The following is a 14,644-nucleotide window of genomic DNA, read 5'->3' as shown; positions in this document are numbered from 1 at the left end:
CGACGAGCCGCTCGCCCAAATAAAACGGGAGCCTTGATGGCTCCCGTTTTTTATCCCGTGACGCTGGCCGTCACGCCTGATTAGCCGGATCCTCATGGGAAGAGAACTCGCGCATAAAGGCCTCGGCCCGATCCACCATCTTGGTGGAACCCACGAAATAGGGGGTACGCTGGTGCAACGCGGTGGGCTGGATGTCCATGATGCGGCCAAAGCCGTCTGATGCCTTGCCACCGGCCTGCTCCACCAGGAACGCCATGGGGTTGCACTCATAGAGCAGACGCAGTTTGCCGTTCGGCGAGTTGGTGCCGGACGGATAGATGTAGATGCCGCCCTTGAGCAGGTTGCGGTGAAAATCGGAGACCAAGGAGCCGATGTAACGGGAGGTGTAAGGACGGTGGGTCGCCTCGTCCCGCTCCTGACAATATTTGAGGTACTTTTTCACCCCGTCCGGGAACTTGATGTAGTTGCCCTCGTTGATGGAGTAGATCTTGCCCTCCTCCGGAATGCGGATGTTCTCGTGGGAGAGGCAGAAGCAGCCGATGGAGGGGTCGTAGGTAAAGCCGTTGACGCCAAAGCCGGTGGTGTAGACCAGCATGGTCGAGGAGCCGTAGACCACGTAACCGGCGGCGACCTGGCGGTTGCCCGGCTGCAGGAAGTCTTCCAGAGTGACGCCAGCGCCCGGCTTACTGACCCGGCGGTAGATGGAGAAGATGGTGCCGACGGAGACGTTGACGTCGATGTTGGAGGAGCCATCGAGGGGGTCGATCAATACCACGTACTTGGAGTGACGGGAGAGCTCGGAATCGAAGGAGACGAAATCCTCCTCCTCTTCGGAGGCCATACCGCACACTTCGCCACGGGCTTCCAGCGCCGCCTTGAAGCGCTCATTGGCGTAGACGTCCAGCTTCTGCTGCACCTCGCCCTGCACGTTTTCAGCGCCCATGGAGCCGATGATGTCCGCCAGCCCCGCCTTGTTGATCTCCCGGTTCACCACCTTGGCGGCCAGGCGGATGGAGCTGAGCAGCGAGGTCAGCTCGCCGGTCGCGGTGGGATAATCCGCCTGCTTTTTGACGATGAACTCGCCCATGGTGATCATGTTTCGCATTATTGTTCCTTTAAGATCGTTTCCGTTGGCTTTGAAAACGTTTGCACGCATAGACAAAAAAAGTGCCGATCCTCGGCAGCCTTGTTTTGTAACCTAATGTAACGCCTGTTTTTTGTTTTTGCAGCGAATTAAGCCGCTGAATAAACGCACATCTCCCCCACCTTTTTCGCCCGAAACCGCCCTAAAACTGGTTTCAATCGGTAACTTTTTAGATGTTAATTCGTGGCAAAAACTCACGAAGATGTCGCCATGAGGATGGCAAGATCCCCGCCATGCCCCCTATCTGGGACGCATGCCATGGGGGACCTGTCTGCCTCTTGAGATCTCGCCATCAATCCCGCACACTGGCCCGGCTTTGGAAGCAAAAAAACATAAGGATATTCAATGAAAAGGACACTCATTGCCGGCACGGTTGCCGCCCTGTTCGCACTCCCCGCCCTGGCAGCCCAGGTACCGGCCGGTACCAAGTTGCTGCCGGCAGAACAGCAAACCTTCATCCGCAACATAGGTACCGAACCCGCCTCCATCGATCCCCAGATGGTGGAAGAGACAGCGGGCAGCGAAATCGTCAACGACCTGTTCGAGGGACTCTACACCCTGGACGGGGACGGCAAACTGCAGCTTGCCGGCGCCCTTGGCTACGAGCTCGATCCCACGGGCACCGTCTACACCTTCAAGCTCAGACCCGATGCCAAATGGTCCAACGGCGAGCCGGTGACGGCGGCCGATTATGTCTATGGCTGGCAGCGGGCGGCGGATCCCAAGAATGCCTCCAACTACGCCTGGTTCATCGAGCTGACCGGCGTCACCAATGCCGCCGAGGTCATTCAGGGCAAGCAGAGCCCGGATACGCTGGGCATCAAGGCGCTCGATGCCCATACCCTGCAGATCACCTTGAAAAACCCGGTGCCCTTCTTCCTGAAGACCCTCTCCCACTACACCACCTTCCCGGCACCGAGGGCGACCATCGAGAAGTTCGGTCATGAGTGGGTCAAGCCGGGCAACATCGTCTCCAACGGGGCCTTCGTGCTCAAGGAGTGGACCCCCAACGAGCGTCTCATCTCCGAGCGCAACCCCCATTACTGGGACAACCAGCATACGGTGCTGAACAAGGTGTTCTATCTGGAGATCGTCTCCGACACCGCCGCCTACAACCGCTATCGCGCCGGCGAGCTGCACTACACCAGCTATCCGCTCGAGCAGTACAAGCAGCTCAAGCAGCAGAGCCCGCAGGAGCTGGTGAGCGTGCCGACCCTGGCCACCTACTACTACGTGTTCAACACCCAGCGCAAACCGTTCGACAACCCCAAGGTGCGCAAGGCGCTCTCCCTGGCCATCGACCGGGACACCATCACCGAGAAAATCCTGGGGCAGGGCCAGATCTCTGCCTTCAGCCTGACGCCGCCCATAGTGGACGGCTTCGAGCTCAAGCGACCGGCCAGCGAGCAGATGAGCAAGGAGGAGCGGATCAAGCAGGCCAAGGCGCTGCTCGCCGAAGCGGGTTATGGCCCTGGCAAGCCGCTGGCTGTGGACATCCTCTACAACACCAATGAGGGGCACAAGAAGATAGCCTTGGCCATCTCCTCCATGTGGAAGCACAACCTGGGGGTGCAGGCCAAGCTCAACAACATGGAGTGGAAGACCATGGTGTCGGCCCTCAACGAAGGGGACTTCGGGGTCAGCCGCTACGCCTGGAACGGGGATTACAACGATGCCTCCACCTTCCTCGACATCATGACCTCCAGCAGCAGCGCCAACAGCGGCAAGTGGTTCAACAAGCAGTATGACGCCCTGCTGGCCAAGGCCCATGACGCCAGGGATCCGGCCGAACGCAACCAGCTCTATCAGCAGGCCGAGGCCCTGATCGATGCAGAAGCGCCCATCGCCCCGGTCTATTTCTACGTCAAATCACGCCTGCTCAAACCCAACATCAAGGGCTACCCCTATCAGAACCCGCAGGATCTGGTCTACTCGAAAGACCTCTATCTGACCGCGCAATAAGGTTCGCTACCCTGCAGACAAAAAGACCGCCTTTCGGCGGTCTTTTTTCTCACTCGTCCCGGCAGGCGGCCAGTGCCACCCTGCGCCGGCGCAGCACCACAGGCTGCACCAGCAACTGGGCCAGCAGCACCCCAAACAGGGTCATGCCGCCGCCGATCAGATGATAACTGGTCAATCTCTCGCCGAGCCAGCTGATGGCCAGACCGGCAGTCATCACCGGCAGCAGGTTCATGAAGATGGCAGTGCGGCTTGCCCCGAGCAGGGCGATGCCCTGCATCCACAGCCAGGGCGACAGGGCCGAGGTCGGGATCCCCGCATAGAGGATCAACCAGAGCGCCCGGCCGTCCGGCCATTGCCCATCCACCAGCAGATAGAACGGAGTGAGAAACAGCAGGCTGCAGAGCACCTGGCCGTAGAGCATGGACCAGTTGTCGAGCCCCAGATCCCACTTCTTGAGCAACACGCTGTAGAGCGCATAGGTGCCCGCCGACAGCAGCATGTAGACGGAGCCGATGTGGATGCCCTGGGTAAAGAGGCGGGCGGGATCCCCCTGCCCCAACAAAATCGCCAGCCCCAGAATGGAGATGACGCCGCCAAGCAGTGCCCCCCAAGTGGGACGCTCGCGCAGCAACCAGATGCTGAGCAACACCGTCATCAAGGGGGTAAGCCCCATCATCAGGCCAATCTCGGTGGCCCCCAGGGTCTGCGCAGCGTAATAGCCGAAGGTCTGGTTGAGCACCATGCCGAGCAGGGCCAGCGCCGCCAGCTGATAGAAGCCGGCGCGCAGCTTGGCGCGATCCCGCCAGGCCCGGTGCGCAAGGAACGGCGTCAAGATGATGGCAGCCACCATCCAGCGCGACCAGGCCAGCGCCGCCGGCGAGAGCACGCCCACCGCCAGTTTGCTGACGATGGCATTGCCGGCCCAGATGGCCATGCAGGAGAAGGGAAACAAGAAGGCAAGTGGCATCGCTATATCCAGAAAAAAGCAGCGGGTATTTCTGGCGGCAGTATAGGGGGGTCAACAGGATTAGCAAGCGCCGCGCCGCCAGGGCAGAATTGGCTGACATAAAGGGGGTTCGAACAGCGCTGAAGAGGCCGGAGGGAGCCCAAAAACAGTCATGCCCGCACGGTGGCGGGCATGACGCGGATCAGCGAGGTGACGAAGCAATCACGCCGCATCCATGTGCAGTCTCGAGATCAACTCGTTGACCTCGACCACGGTCTGGCGGTGGGGAATGTCCGCCGACGTGGGCATCATCAGCAGGCCGGACTGGAAGTCAAAGCGTCCTCTGCCGTGGATGTAAATCCGCCCCTTGAAGAAGGTTTTGACATGTTTTGCCACCATCAGCGGCAGGTACTTCTTGAACACTCTCATCGTTTGCAACCTCTTGCAGTTGTATCCGTATGACAGCAGCTTCTGCGAAATAATTCCGTAAATTCTGTATAAAAATCCGGAAAAATCGCGACTCTCTTCCCCAAAAAACCAAACTATAACTTTTTATTAACTTTTAGCGTATTGTATGTGGTCCTTCCAACCAGAGCAAGACCCCCTTGCCATCTTGCCACTCGATACAGGCCAGACCTGAGGTGGCAAACATGGGGGCACCGGCCGCCGGACAGAGGCTCTGCACCAGATAGCCCACCAGCGGCAGGTGGCTCACCATCAGAATGCTGTCGTGCTTGGCCGCAAGCGAAGTGAGGTAGCTCGCCACGAAGGCCGGATCGCCATAGGGGGTGATGTCACCACTCTCTTCGACGGCCCCTGCCTTGGGTAATTCACTGCATATGCTCTGCCAGGTTTGTTTGGCGCGCAGATAGTTGCTGTGGATCACCCGATCCAGCTTGTCGCCAAGCAGGGGGGCCAGCCAGCGGGCCATGTGGATGGACTCTTCGATTCCCTGCTCGGTCAGTGGACGCTGTTCATCTGTTTTCGCATTCATGCCAGCCTGGCCATGACGCATGATGTAGATTTTCATTACAACCTCGCCCAACGGGCCTGTTTTGATAGCGGGGGGATCTTACCCCGCCATGCCGGGGGAAACAATTGCGCTACCTCTCAGAAAAGGGTTTGCCTCACCGGGTAGCGGGGTCGATAATCATGTTTAAATTCAAATAAATCCAACAAGAGTCACGCGCCAATGAGCCCATATGCCAGTCCCAACGACCATCGGCAGTACCACTATCTGGAGCTGGCAAACCGGCTCAGGGTCTTGTTGATCTGCGATCCCGACACCGACAAGTCTGCCGCCTCCCTGGCCGTCAACACCGGCCACTTCGACGATCCGGCGGACCGGCAGGGGATGGCTCATTTCCTTGAGCATATGCTGTTCCTTGGCACCTGCACCTATCCCAAACCTGGTGAATACCAGCAATTTATGAGCCGTCATGGCGGCAGCAACAACGCCTGGACCGGCACCGAGTTCACCAACTTCTTCTTCGAGATCGACAACGGCTTCTTCGAGGCCGGGCTGGATCGCTTCTCCCAGTTCTTCATCTGCCCCACCTTCGATCCCGAGTGGGTGGACAAGGAGCGCAACGCGGTCGACTCCGAATACCGCCTCAAGCTGCAGGACGACGTGCGCCGCAGCTACCAGGTGCATAAGGAGACGGTCAATCCCGCTCACCCCTTCGCCAAATTCTCGGTGGGCAACCTGGATACCCTGGCCGATCTGCCCGGCCGGGATCTCCGCTCCGACCTCATCCGGTTTTACGAAACCCACTACAGCGCGGATCGCATGGCGCTGGTGATGATCTCGCCAGCCACCATCGAGACCCAGCTCGGCTGGTGCGATCGCTTTTTCGCTCCCATTTTGAATCGCAATTTGGGAACGCCGACCCTCGAGATGCCCCTCTACCGGCTCGATGACCTGGGCATTCGCATCCAGATCAACCCGGTCAAGGAGACCCGCAAACTCGCACTCACCTTCCCGTTGCCCAACGTGGATGAGTATTACGACAAGAAACCCCTCACCTTCCTGAGCCACCTCATCGGCTACGAAGGGGACGGCAGCCTGCTCTCTCTGCTGAAAGCGAAGGGCTGGGTCAACCAGCTCTCCGCCGGCGGCGGTATCAGCGGCGCCAACTTCAAGGATTTTGGCGTCAACTTCGGGCTGACCCCGCTTGGGCTTGAACACGTTAACGAGATAGTGGCGGCCCTGTTCGGTTACTTGAAGCTCATCGAGCGCGGCGGGGTGGAAGCCTGGCGCTATGACGAGAAGCGCACCGTGCTTGAATCCGCCTTCCGCTTTCAGGAGCGGGGCCGAGCGCTCGACACCGTCTCCGGGCTGGTGTTGAACCTGTTCAGCTACGCCCCCGATGACCTGCTCTACGGCGACTACATGATGCGCGCATACGATGAGCCGCTCATTCGCCGCCTGCTCGCCAAGCTCACCCCCCACAACCTGCGCCTGACCATCACGGCGCCGGAGCTCAGCACGGACCGGCTGGCCCGCTGGTATCAGACCCCCTACAGCGTGACCACCATCACCGAGGCGGAGAAGATCCGCTGGCAGCAGAGCGAACCGGATCCGGCGCTGGCCCTGCCGCTGCCCAACCCCTTCATCAGCAACCGGCTCGACGTGCGCACGCCCGAGCTCACCGCCGACATGCCCGCCTGCCTGATTGATCGGCCCGGCTTTCGGCTCTGGCACCTGCACGAGCATCAGTTCAGCGTGCCCAAGGGCAACCTCTACATCTCCATCGACAGCGAGCATGCGGTCAAGAGCCCGCGCCACATCGCCATGGCACGCCTCGCGGTAGAGCTGCTCACCGACCACCTCAACGCCCTCACCTACCCGGCGGAGCTGGCGGGGCTCGGTTATCAGATCTATGCCCACCAGGGCGGCTTTACCATCAACCTGAGCGGCTTTGCCGACAAGCAGCCGCTGTTGCTCGACATGATCCTCGGCAACCGCACCCTGGGTTACCCGGATCCGGCCCGCTTTGCCGAAATCAAAGAGCAGCTCATTCGCAACTGGGACAATCAGTCCAAGGCGCGCCCCATCTCCCAGCTGTTCAACCAGCTCACCAGCCTGCTGCAGCCCAACAACCCGCCGTTCGAGCAGTTGCTGCGCCACCTGCGCAGCGTCGAGCTGAGCGAGATGCCTGCCTTCGTGGCAAGCCTCTTTGCCGAGGTGCACGTAGAGACCCTGGTGCACGGCGACTGGACCGCCGCCGAGGCCCTCGAGCTCGCCGCCTTGCTGGAGCGCCACCTTGGCGTCAACAGCCAGCCCAGTGCCGAGACCCGCCGCCCGCTCATCTCCATTCAGGACAGGGGCACCCTCATTCGCGAACAGGGCTGCGAGCATGAAGACTCGGCCCTGCTGGTCTACTACCAGTCGCGCACCACCCGGGCGCGGGATCTGGCCTGCTTCACCCTGGCCAACCACATCATGTCCTCCACCTTCTTTCACGAACTGCGCACCCGTCAGCAGCTCGGCTACGTGGTGGGGGCCGGCAACCTGCCCCTCAACCGCCATCCTGGCCTCATCTTCTATATCCAGTCGCCGGTGGCCGGGCCGCAGATCCTGCTGGATGCGGTGGAGGAGTTCATCGACCTGTTTCCGCTGGCCATGCTCGAGCTCACCGCCCGGCAGTGGCAGGACAGCAAGGCGGGCCTGCAGGCCCAGCTGAGCGAGCGGGATGCCAACCTGCGCAGCCGCGGCCAGCGGCTGTGGGTCAGCATCGGCAACAAGGATCTGGGCTTTGATCAGCGCGAAAGGGTGTGCGAGGAGGTGGGCAACCTGAGCCGCGCCGATCTGGTGCGCTTTATCACCCAGCTGAGATCGAGAACATCGGATCGACTGATCCTCTGCAGCTATGGCCAGGGCCACGAGCACGACGAGCGCATCACCGGCCAGTTCATCGACGACCCGCGTGCGTTCCGGCTCAATGCCGCCACCTTCGAGGCCTGATCAAACCGCCTGTTTTCCTTCTTGCAGCCAATAAAAAGCCGACCCCGTGGGGTCGGCTGGAAAAACCATAATCAATTGCGACCAGAGCCGCCAAAAGTGAACATGAGCGTGAAAATCAGACACTGAGTTGATGGTCGGCGGGCAGTCCCAAACCAGAGCGCGCCTGCCGATGACAACAGTGATTGAGAAACAGGCTCATCTTAGGCACTCCCCTCCCTTGTCACGTTGATCTATGTCAAAGGAGGTAATAAAGAGTCAACCAGCTGCAGCTTTATGGCCAGTTTTATCGCCTCAGCTCACGCTTTTGGTCAAGCCTCTGGACGGCGCACCAGCCGGTAGGCCACCTCGTCGAAGTAGGAGAGCTGGCCCGACAGCACCCTGGGGTGATCGAGCTCGGCCGCTCGCCCCAGCACCTCGACCTGGAAGTGGCGCTCGAACAGGGTGCGCACTTCCATCTCCCCCACCGAGAACGGCGGCTGGCGCTGCTGCTCCGGCTGATATTCCAGAGTCACCAGCAGGATCTGACCACCCGCCTCGATAAGCCGGCTCATCAGCTCGGCATATTGACGGCGCATGGCGGTCGGCAACGCGATGAGGGCTGCCCTGTCGTAGGCCAGCCGATAGCGGCGGCCAAGTTCGGGGGCGGCGAAAAAATCCCCTTCATAGATGCGCAGGCTGTCGTGCTGATGGCACTGATAGGGCCCCTCGGCACTCACAGTGTCGCTCAGCGTGTTCTCGCTGAAAAAGCTGTTGATGGCGACGGACGAGAGCTCGAACCCGTCGACCGGATGGCCCTGCCCGCTCAGCCAGAGCATGTCGCGGGACTTGCCGCACAGGGGCACCAGCACGGGCTCGCCCTGCTGCTGGGCCGACCACCAGGATTGCAGCCAGCGATTGAAATCCGCCTGATGAAAGCCGATCCGGTTCTCTTCCCAACGCTGATGCCAAAAAGCCGCTTCCATCCAGTCACCCCTGTCATGTAAAGATGCCTCAATATCACAACTTAGCCCGCTGCACGCAAGCACCAACAAGGCGGCAGCCGCAACTTTTGCCCAAAAAAGCGGAACAAAACAAAAAAGGGCCCGAAGGCCCCCTTTTGACATCTTTTTGTCATCCACTCCTGCTCTTTTTCGCCTGCTTTGCGCCTGCTACTACAGCAACGGCAGGGCGAGCCGGATCAGAGCAAAACTGGCTCGGCGCAGATGACCGCCGCCACCGCAGCAAGCCTTGCGGCGATCTCGGCAAAGTCGGGACGCACCGCCACCACCTCGGCAAGACAGTCATCCACTAGCGCATGCAGGGCATCCAGCCTGTCATCACAGGGGGCACAGCGGGCCAGCAGCTCTTCCAGCAGACAGCCGAAGGCTCTCACTTCCAGTCGCTCCAGCAAGCCGGCCAGCTCACCGTCGGTTCGCTCATAACAGGAGGCGGCGCCGAAATCCCCGAGCAGCAGCCGCCCCTCCCCTTGTGAGGCGTGCAGCATGTTGTGGGCGTAGAGATCGCCGTGCAGGATGCCGCGCCCATGCAGATGCAGCGCGGCGCTCGCCACCCCCTGCGCCATGGCCAGCAGTGCGGCCGGAGTAAAGCGGGCATCGGCTTGATAGATATCGCGAGTGCAGGAGTCCAGGCTCGGCGGTCCCGCCAGGTTGATAAAATCAGGATCTATCAGCGCCATCACCAGCGCCGGAATGCCGGAGGGATGATCGCCCACCCTCCCCTCGACCCCGACCAGATGGGGATGACGGCCAGCCGCCAGCGACACCGCCAGCTCGCAGCGGGGCAGCCCATCGCTGGTCACGGCCCCCTTGAAGCACTTGACCGCCACCGCCCGCGGTCCCGTCGGTGTTGCCAGCTCGGCGCGATGGATGACACCGGATGCCCCCTGCCCCAGCAGCTCGCCCACCTTAAGTGAAGCCCACGGAATGTAGGCCACCGAGGCGCACTGGCCCAGCCGCTGCTCCTGCTTGTCGCTGAAGGGGTTGCCTGCATACGCCAGCCAGGCGAGGCGTGGCAGCCTCGCCAGCCAATCCGGGAGCGCGTCGAGCCGGTTGGCGGCGATGCGCACCAGCTCCAGACGCTGGCAGTTGGCAAGGCTTGCCGGCAGCTCGCACAGGCGATTGCCCGAGAGCATCAGCTTTTGCAGGGCCTCGCACTGACCCATCTCATCGGGCAACTGCTCGATAGCGTTGTCGGTCAGGATCAACCAGCGCAGCCCCGCCGGCAGCGACGCAGCGGGCACAGTGGCGATCTGGTTGGCCTTGAAGCCCACCATGGTGAGCGCCGGGCAGCGCCCCAGCACCTCGGGCAGCTCGGTAAAGCGGTTCTCGGAGCAGAAAATGATGCGCAGCTTGCTGAACTCGGCCAGCTCATCAGGCAGCCGACTCAGCTGGTTGCCGGTGAGATCCAGCACCTCCAGCGTCTCTTTGAGACTCAAGATTTCGGGCGGGAACTCCGTCAGGTTTTCGGCGAGCTTGAGGTGGCGGGCGCCGCAGAGTTCACCTGCGCGCAGCTGTTCCAGGGTATGCATGACATCGTCTCTATCGGGGTGGCCGGCTCGCGGCCCACGGTGCTGCCGGTGGTTGGCCCGGCAGTCAAAAAAGAGGGGGCATTATAGAGAATGACGGCCGAAGATCCCCTGTTTTGTTGCCGCAAGAGCCGGTATCAACGCGCAGCAAAGCGGCATGGGGGCAAAGAGAGCAAGATCCGGGTCGTGTCTGCGAGGGCTGGTTGCCATAGTGGAGCCGAACCAGAGTGGGTCGAACCCATTGAGGTTCCAATCTACTGCCAACCCTGTGCGCCACTTAGCTGGCGCACAACACACCTGCGAGGGAACTGCCATGTCATTACTGTCCAACAAGGTCGCCATCATCACCGGCGCCAGCTCCGGCATCGGCCGCGCCAGCGCCATCCTGTTTGCCCGGGAAGGGGCCAGCGTCGTCGTCGGCGCCCGCCGCCAGCCCGAGCTGGATCTGCTGGTGGAGGAGATCCGCCATGAAGGGGGCCAGGCGGTGAGCCTGGCGGGAGACGTGAAAAGCGAAACCTATGCCCGCGCCCTGGTGGATCTTGCGCTGACCCGTTTCGGCGGGCTCGATATCGCCTTCAACAACGCCGGCATCACGGGGACACCGGGCAGCGTGCCGGCGCTTGAACTGGCACAGTGGCAGGAGACCCTGGATACCAACCTCACCAGCGCCTTTGTGGGGGCCAAGTACCAGATCCCCGCCATGCAGGCACGCGGGGGCGGCTCGCTGATCTTTACCTCCACCTTCGTCGGCCATACCCTGGGGCTGCCCGGCATGGCGGCCTATGCCGCAAGCAAGGCGGGCCTCATCGGCCTGACCCAGGTGCTGGCCGCCGAATATGGGGCACAAGGGGTGCGGATCAACGCCCTGCTGCCGGGGGGCACCGACACCCCCATGGGGCAGGCCTTCACCGATACCCCGGAGAGCCTCGCCTTTGTGCAGAATATGCATGCCCTCAAACGGCTGGCCCAACCGGAGGAGATCGCCCGCTCGGCCCTCTATCTCGCGTCCGATGCATCCAGCTTTACCACCGGCATTGCTCTGCTGGCCGATGGTGGGGTATCTATTTGTCGCACATGACCTTGTCGCACCCAAGATACTGCGGCTGCAAACCTATCGTGAGAGCGCCTTATGTCTGATTACGCCCGCATCGCCGATGCCATCCGTTTTATCGCAAGCCAGGTGGCGCGCCAGCCCACCCTGGACGAGATAGCGGCGCACGTTCACTTAAGCCCCTTTCACTTCCAGCGACTGTTCAGCCGCTGGGCCGGGGTGACGCCCAAACGCTATCTGCAGGTGCTGACTCTGGAGCGGGCCAAGGCACTGCTGCAGGAGTCGCGCCCGCTACTGGAGGTGGCCGATACCCTGGGCCTGAGCAGCGGCTCGCGGCTCTACGATCACTTCGTGCAGCTAGAAGCGGTGACACCGGGCGAGTACAAACAGCGCGGGGCCGGGCTGGTTATCGATCACGGGGTGCACGACACCCCCTTCGGCCAGGCGTTCGTCGCCCTCACCCCGCGGGGGATATGCAACTTCTCGTTTCTCGATGACCAGGCCCCACAGACACCGCTGACCGCCCTCGCCCAGAGCTGGCCAGAGGCAGAACTTAGGGAGGAGCCGTCACGCACCATGGGGGTCATCCACACCATGTTCGATGGCAGCAAGGCGCCGGATCGCCCCATCTCCTTACACGTAAGCGGCACCAACTTTCAGATCAGCGTCTGGCGGGCGCTGCTGCAGATCCCGCCAGCCAAGGTGGTGAGCTACGCCCAGGTGGCGAGCGCCGTCGGCAACCCCAAGGCCGCCCGCGCCGTGGGGCTGGCGGTGGGCGCCAACCCCGTCGCCTTGATGATCCCCTGCCACCGGGTCATCCAGCAAAACGGCAAGCTTGGCGGCTATCACTGGGGCGAAACCCGCAAACAGGCGATACACGCCTGGGAAGCGGCGAGGTATGAGTGAACGTGGCTTTTTTCTGTCCGGCCTGATGAGGAAAACAGGAATCTTGGTAGTGAGTCAGCAGACCATCAGGCAGCGCCCGACAGCGTGCGGCGATATAAAGCGGGGAGACCTGAAGAATCGGGGCGCAGATCGCCCCTTTTTATTGCTTTGGCAAGACATGGTGCCTAGCCACACCACCCCAGCGGATTGACGAAGCAAGTAGGGTACAATAAGCGCAGCGCATTGCACCGCTTGCAACGGGGCTTTTGTGCAAAAAAAGTAGAGGTGCAATTTCATTGCACCCTACGGCACTTCCAAAATATAGTTCTAGTCAGAATTCGAGGTCTATCACGAATTATCCCAATTAATCTATTTTTTAAACTTTGTCATGACACCTCTCAATTAACTCATAGCGGCTAACACCTCAATAACCGGCGCAGTTTTGCTGCGTCCGGCGCCGTAGGCGCGAAGTTGATTTATTTGTTAGTGCTCCTCATTGCCACTCTTTCCACTCAGACCATGTCCCTTCTACAGTGCCAGTTTTCCGAAGCTCTTGTAAGACACCTTCAGACAAGTATTCTGAATCACATAGGTAGGGCATGGATATTCCCCCAGTGTCTAAACTACCGAGAGTATAGTATTCAGCCATAGGGCGTATAGAAGGGTCTTGGTAAGCTAAGCGAGTAAATAAATCACCAATTAGCGTACCCAGCATGGTATCAAAAGGATCTTCTTTCTCTTGGTGCCAAGTGCAGTTAAATCCCACGGAGATACCTTCTTTTGTTTCTCCAGACAATGAACCCTCTGTAAACTCCTCCTTGGAAACATTCGGCCCAATGAGAATTGATTTAAATATCCGGAAAATTGCTGCGTCAGCAATACACACAACATCTAGCATTTCCCGTGGATGGTCAACCCCCTTAAACTGAAGATTTTGGAAACACTCCATAATATCGAATGCGTAATGCTCATTTTCCTTATTCCACTCATGAGAATGAGCCAATACTCCAGTGACAATTGGCTGATTCAATTCTTTATATGGTGACCCCGTACGTTCTGGAACTAATTTTTTATGGTGGATGCTGTACTTATTATTTTCTTTAAGTGTCGTTTTCTCAATGTCAGTTTGCACTCAAACACCGCTAATACAGCGCCTGCTAAATAGTACTTTTTATTAATAAGATGTTTAGGGTAGGCAGGGTGAAGAACCAGTATGTCAACCTGAGGACTTGCTTCTCCATCATGGCTTAAAATTCTACCTTTCGTTACGATATGGTAGTTAGACGGGAGCCAATTTCTTAGTAGTGCAGCCCAATTTTCTTCACCTTCATCACCTGCAGTGCCAGGGTCTTCTTTGCTTCGTGCTGAGATTCTTTTGTATTCAGAAGATAGCTCATGCTGCAATTGCTGCATAAATTTATTCAATTCTGATCGCATATGTACGACATCTCTGGTGAATACTAGCAGTGATTAGAAATAGAAGGTGGTACTAATCCAACAGCAGGCCGTATAACTCTGCGGTATCCTCATAACTACCTAAAAATAATTTTAAATCATTAAATTTCACATCATCACTAATATCTGAACGTATTCGCTTGACTTCTTATTTTTCCTACCAATACCACTATATAAAAAACAGTTGAGGAGTCAGCTATGGAAAACGCAACAAAACTACGCTTCCATTCACAGTGACGCCCACTGATGCGGCTTGCTCACACGGTTCCAGAATAACAGCCAAGCTACCACCAGACAGCCTCCAGTTTGCATCTTTTGATCCACAAAATATCTCTGATCTGATTCATTGGTGACTACAAAGAGGCCATATCCAGACGGATATACTAACGAGCAAGGCAGAGAAGAAAAAGAGTGAGACGGCAGTTTCCTGAGCAAGATCAACAAATTAAATAAGAGTACCAATGCTGGCCACATATCAACGGTGCCGGATCCTAGGGAAGGTGCGAATAAGCGGGGAAATTCTTCTCGGCTGACTCAGTCATTTCATTTCTTCATGTTTGAGCCGATTTTTTCTCCCGTAAATGCCTTGAATCAGCCTATTTAGACCGTTTCTTCGCCATTTAAGGCGTTATCCCCAGTTTTTAGTGAGATCTCTCCCACTGACGTATCATTTGGTCCGCCCGAAACAGGTTGGCCAGCGTGAATAACAT

General features: G+C 58.9%; 12 protein-coding genes. 4 read left to right on the top strand and 8 right to left on the bottom strand.

Going from position 1 to position 14,644, the window contains the following annotated elements:
• Positions 1–70 precede the first annotated feature (70 nt).
• Positions 71–1,105 carry a class 1 fructose-bisphosphatase gene (gene fbp / locus OKB87_RS00065; protein WP_073350530.1) on the bottom strand — a complete coding sequence of 345 codons (1,035 nt, stop codon included), beginning with the start codon at positions 1,103–1,105 and terminating at the stop codon, positions 71–73.
• Positions 1,106–1,489: 384 nt separating this feature from the next.
• Between fbp and OKB87_RS00060 the strand changes: the two genes are divergently transcribed.
• Entirely contained in the window at positions 1,490–3,106 is a 1,617-nt protein-coding gene (locus tag OKB87_RS00060; protein ID WP_270826074.1) for a peptide ABC transporter substrate-binding protein, read from the top strand.
• Between the two features lie 49 nt (positions 3,107–3,155).
• Here OKB87_RS00060 and OKB87_RS00055 read toward each other — a convergent pair whose 3' ends face one another.
• The 3 genes from OKB87_RS00055 to sixA all read right to left on the bottom strand — a co-directional run bounded on the left by OKB87_RS00055 (position 3,156) and on the right by sixA (position 5,082).
• A complete protein-coding gene (locus OKB87_RS00055) occupies positions 3,156–4,073 on the bottom strand; it encodes a DMT family transporter (protein ID WP_011705870.1) in 918 nt (305 codons plus the stop codon).
• A gap of 201 nt (positions 4,074–4,274) precedes the next feature.
• Positions 4,275–4,481, bottom strand: coding sequence for a DUF1107 domain-containing protein (locus tag OKB87_RS00050; RefSeq protein WP_016350921.1), 207 nt, complete (start codon positions 4,479–4,481; stop codon positions 4,275–4,277).
• A gap of 133 nt (positions 4,482–4,614) precedes the next feature.
• A complete protein-coding gene (sixA, locus tag OKB87_RS00045) occupies positions 4,615–5,082 on the bottom strand; it encodes a phosphohistidine phosphatase SixA (RefSeq protein ID WP_270826073.1) in 468 nt (155 codons plus the stop codon).
• Between the two features lie 162 nt (positions 5,083–5,244).
• On the opposite strand from sixA, the gene OKB87_RS00040 reads away from it, so the two are divergent.
• A complete protein-coding gene (locus OKB87_RS00040; protein WP_270826072.1) occupies positions 5,245–8,019 on the top strand; it encodes an insulinase family protein in 2,775 nt (924 codons plus the stop codon).
• A 308-nt stretch (positions 8,020–8,327) separates the two neighbouring features.
• On the opposite strand, the gene OKB87_RS00035 is transcribed toward OKB87_RS00040, so the two are convergent.
• Entirely contained in the window at positions 8,328–8,981 is a 654-nt protein-coding gene (locus OKB87_RS00035; RefSeq protein WP_171280627.1) for a thiopurine S-methyltransferase, read from the bottom strand.
• A gap of 215 nt (positions 8,982–9,196) precedes the next feature.
• On the bottom strand, positions 9,197–10,546 hold the full coding sequence (locus tag OKB87_RS00030; RefSeq protein WP_270826071.1) for a leucine-rich repeat-containing protein kinase family protein: 1,350 nt from the start codon (positions 10,544–10,546) through the stop codon (positions 9,197–9,199).
• A gap of 310 nt (positions 10,547–10,856) precedes the next feature.
• Between OKB87_RS00030 and OKB87_RS00025 the strand changes: the two genes are divergently transcribed.
• The gene (locus tag OKB87_RS00025) at positions 10,857–11,621 is read left to right on the top strand and encodes an SDR family oxidoreductase (protein ID WP_270826070.1); all 765 of its coding nucleotides are present in this window, start codon (positions 10,857–10,859) and stop codon (positions 11,619–11,621) included.
• A gap of 51 nt (positions 11,622–11,672) precedes the next feature.
• The gene (locus tag OKB87_RS00020; RefSeq protein ID WP_270826069.1) at positions 11,673–12,500 is read left to right on the top strand and encodes a bifunctional transcriptional activator/DNA repair enzyme AdaA; all 828 of its coding nucleotides are present in this window, start codon (positions 11,673–11,675) and stop codon (positions 12,498–12,500) included.
• A 472-nt stretch (positions 12,501–12,972) separates the two neighbouring features.
• On the opposite strand, the gene OKB87_RS00015 is transcribed toward OKB87_RS00020, so the two are convergent.
• Together OKB87_RS00015 and OKB87_RS00010 are read right to left on the bottom strand one after the other, a co-directional pair.
• Positions 12,973–13,611 (bottom strand): hypothetical protein, encoded by a 639-nt coding sequence (locus tag OKB87_RS00015; RefSeq protein ID WP_270826068.1) that lies wholly within the window; start codon positions 13,609–13,611, stop codon positions 12,973–12,975.
• A complete protein-coding gene (locus OKB87_RS00010; protein WP_270826067.1) occupies positions 13,542–13,892 on the bottom strand; it encodes a DUF6602 domain-containing protein in 351 nt (116 codons plus the stop codon). The genes OKB87_RS00015 and OKB87_RS00010 overlap by 70 nt, the downstream gene beginning before the upstream one ends.
• Positions 13,893–14,644 lie beyond the last annotated feature (752 nt).

The sequence above is a fragment of the Aeromonas sp. Y318-1 genome, from assembly GCF_027706125.1.
Classification (GTDB): domain Bacteria; phylum Pseudomonadota; class Gammaproteobacteria; order Enterobacterales; family Aeromonadaceae; genus Aeromonas; species Aeromonas hydrophila.
The sequence above is the reverse complement of the archived record's forward strand: the minus strand, read 5'-3'. Positions and strand labels throughout refer to the sequence as shown.

Coding starts and splice junctions, on each gene's coding strand:
- OKB87_RS00060 (WP_270826074.1), top strand. CDS start 1,490: ATGAAAAGGACACTCATTGCCGGCACGGTTGCCGCCCTGTTCGCACTC.
- OKB87_RS00025 (WP_270826070.1), top strand. CDS start 10,857: ATGTCATTACTGTCCAACAAGGTCGCCATCATCACCGGCGCCAGCTCC.
- sixA (WP_270826073.1), bottom strand. CDS start 5,082: ATGAAAATCTACATCATGCGTCATGGCCAGGCTGGCATGAATGCGAAA.
- OKB87_RS00055 (WP_011705870.1), bottom strand. CDS start 4,073: ATGCCACTTGCCTTCTTGTTTCCCTTCTCCTGCATGGCCATCTGGGCC.
- OKB87_RS00010 (WP_270826067.1), bottom strand. CDS start 13,892: ATGCAGCAATTGCAGCATGAGCTATCTTCTGAATACAAAAGAATCTCA.
- fbp (WP_073350530.1), bottom strand. CDS start 1,105: ATGCGAAACATGATCACCATGGGCGAGTTCATCGTCAAAAAGCAGGCG.
- OKB87_RS00050 (WP_016350921.1), bottom strand. CDS start 4,481: ATGAGAGTGTTCAAGAAGTACCTGCCGCTGATGGTGGCAAAACATGTC.
- OKB87_RS00040 (WP_270826072.1), top strand. CDS start 5,245: ATGAGCCCATATGCCAGTCCCAACGACCATCGGCAGTACCACTATCTG.
- OKB87_RS00020 (WP_270826069.1), top strand. CDS start 11,673: ATGTCTGATTACGCCCGCATCGCCGATGCCATCCGTTTTATCGCAAGC.
- OKB87_RS00035 (WP_171280627.1), bottom strand. CDS start 8,981: ATGGAAGCGGCTTTTTGGCATCAGCGTTGGGAAGAGAACCGGATCGGC.
- OKB87_RS00030 (WP_270826071.1), bottom strand. CDS start 10,546: ATGCATACCCTGGAACAGCTGCGCGCAGGTGAACTCTGCGGCGCCCGC.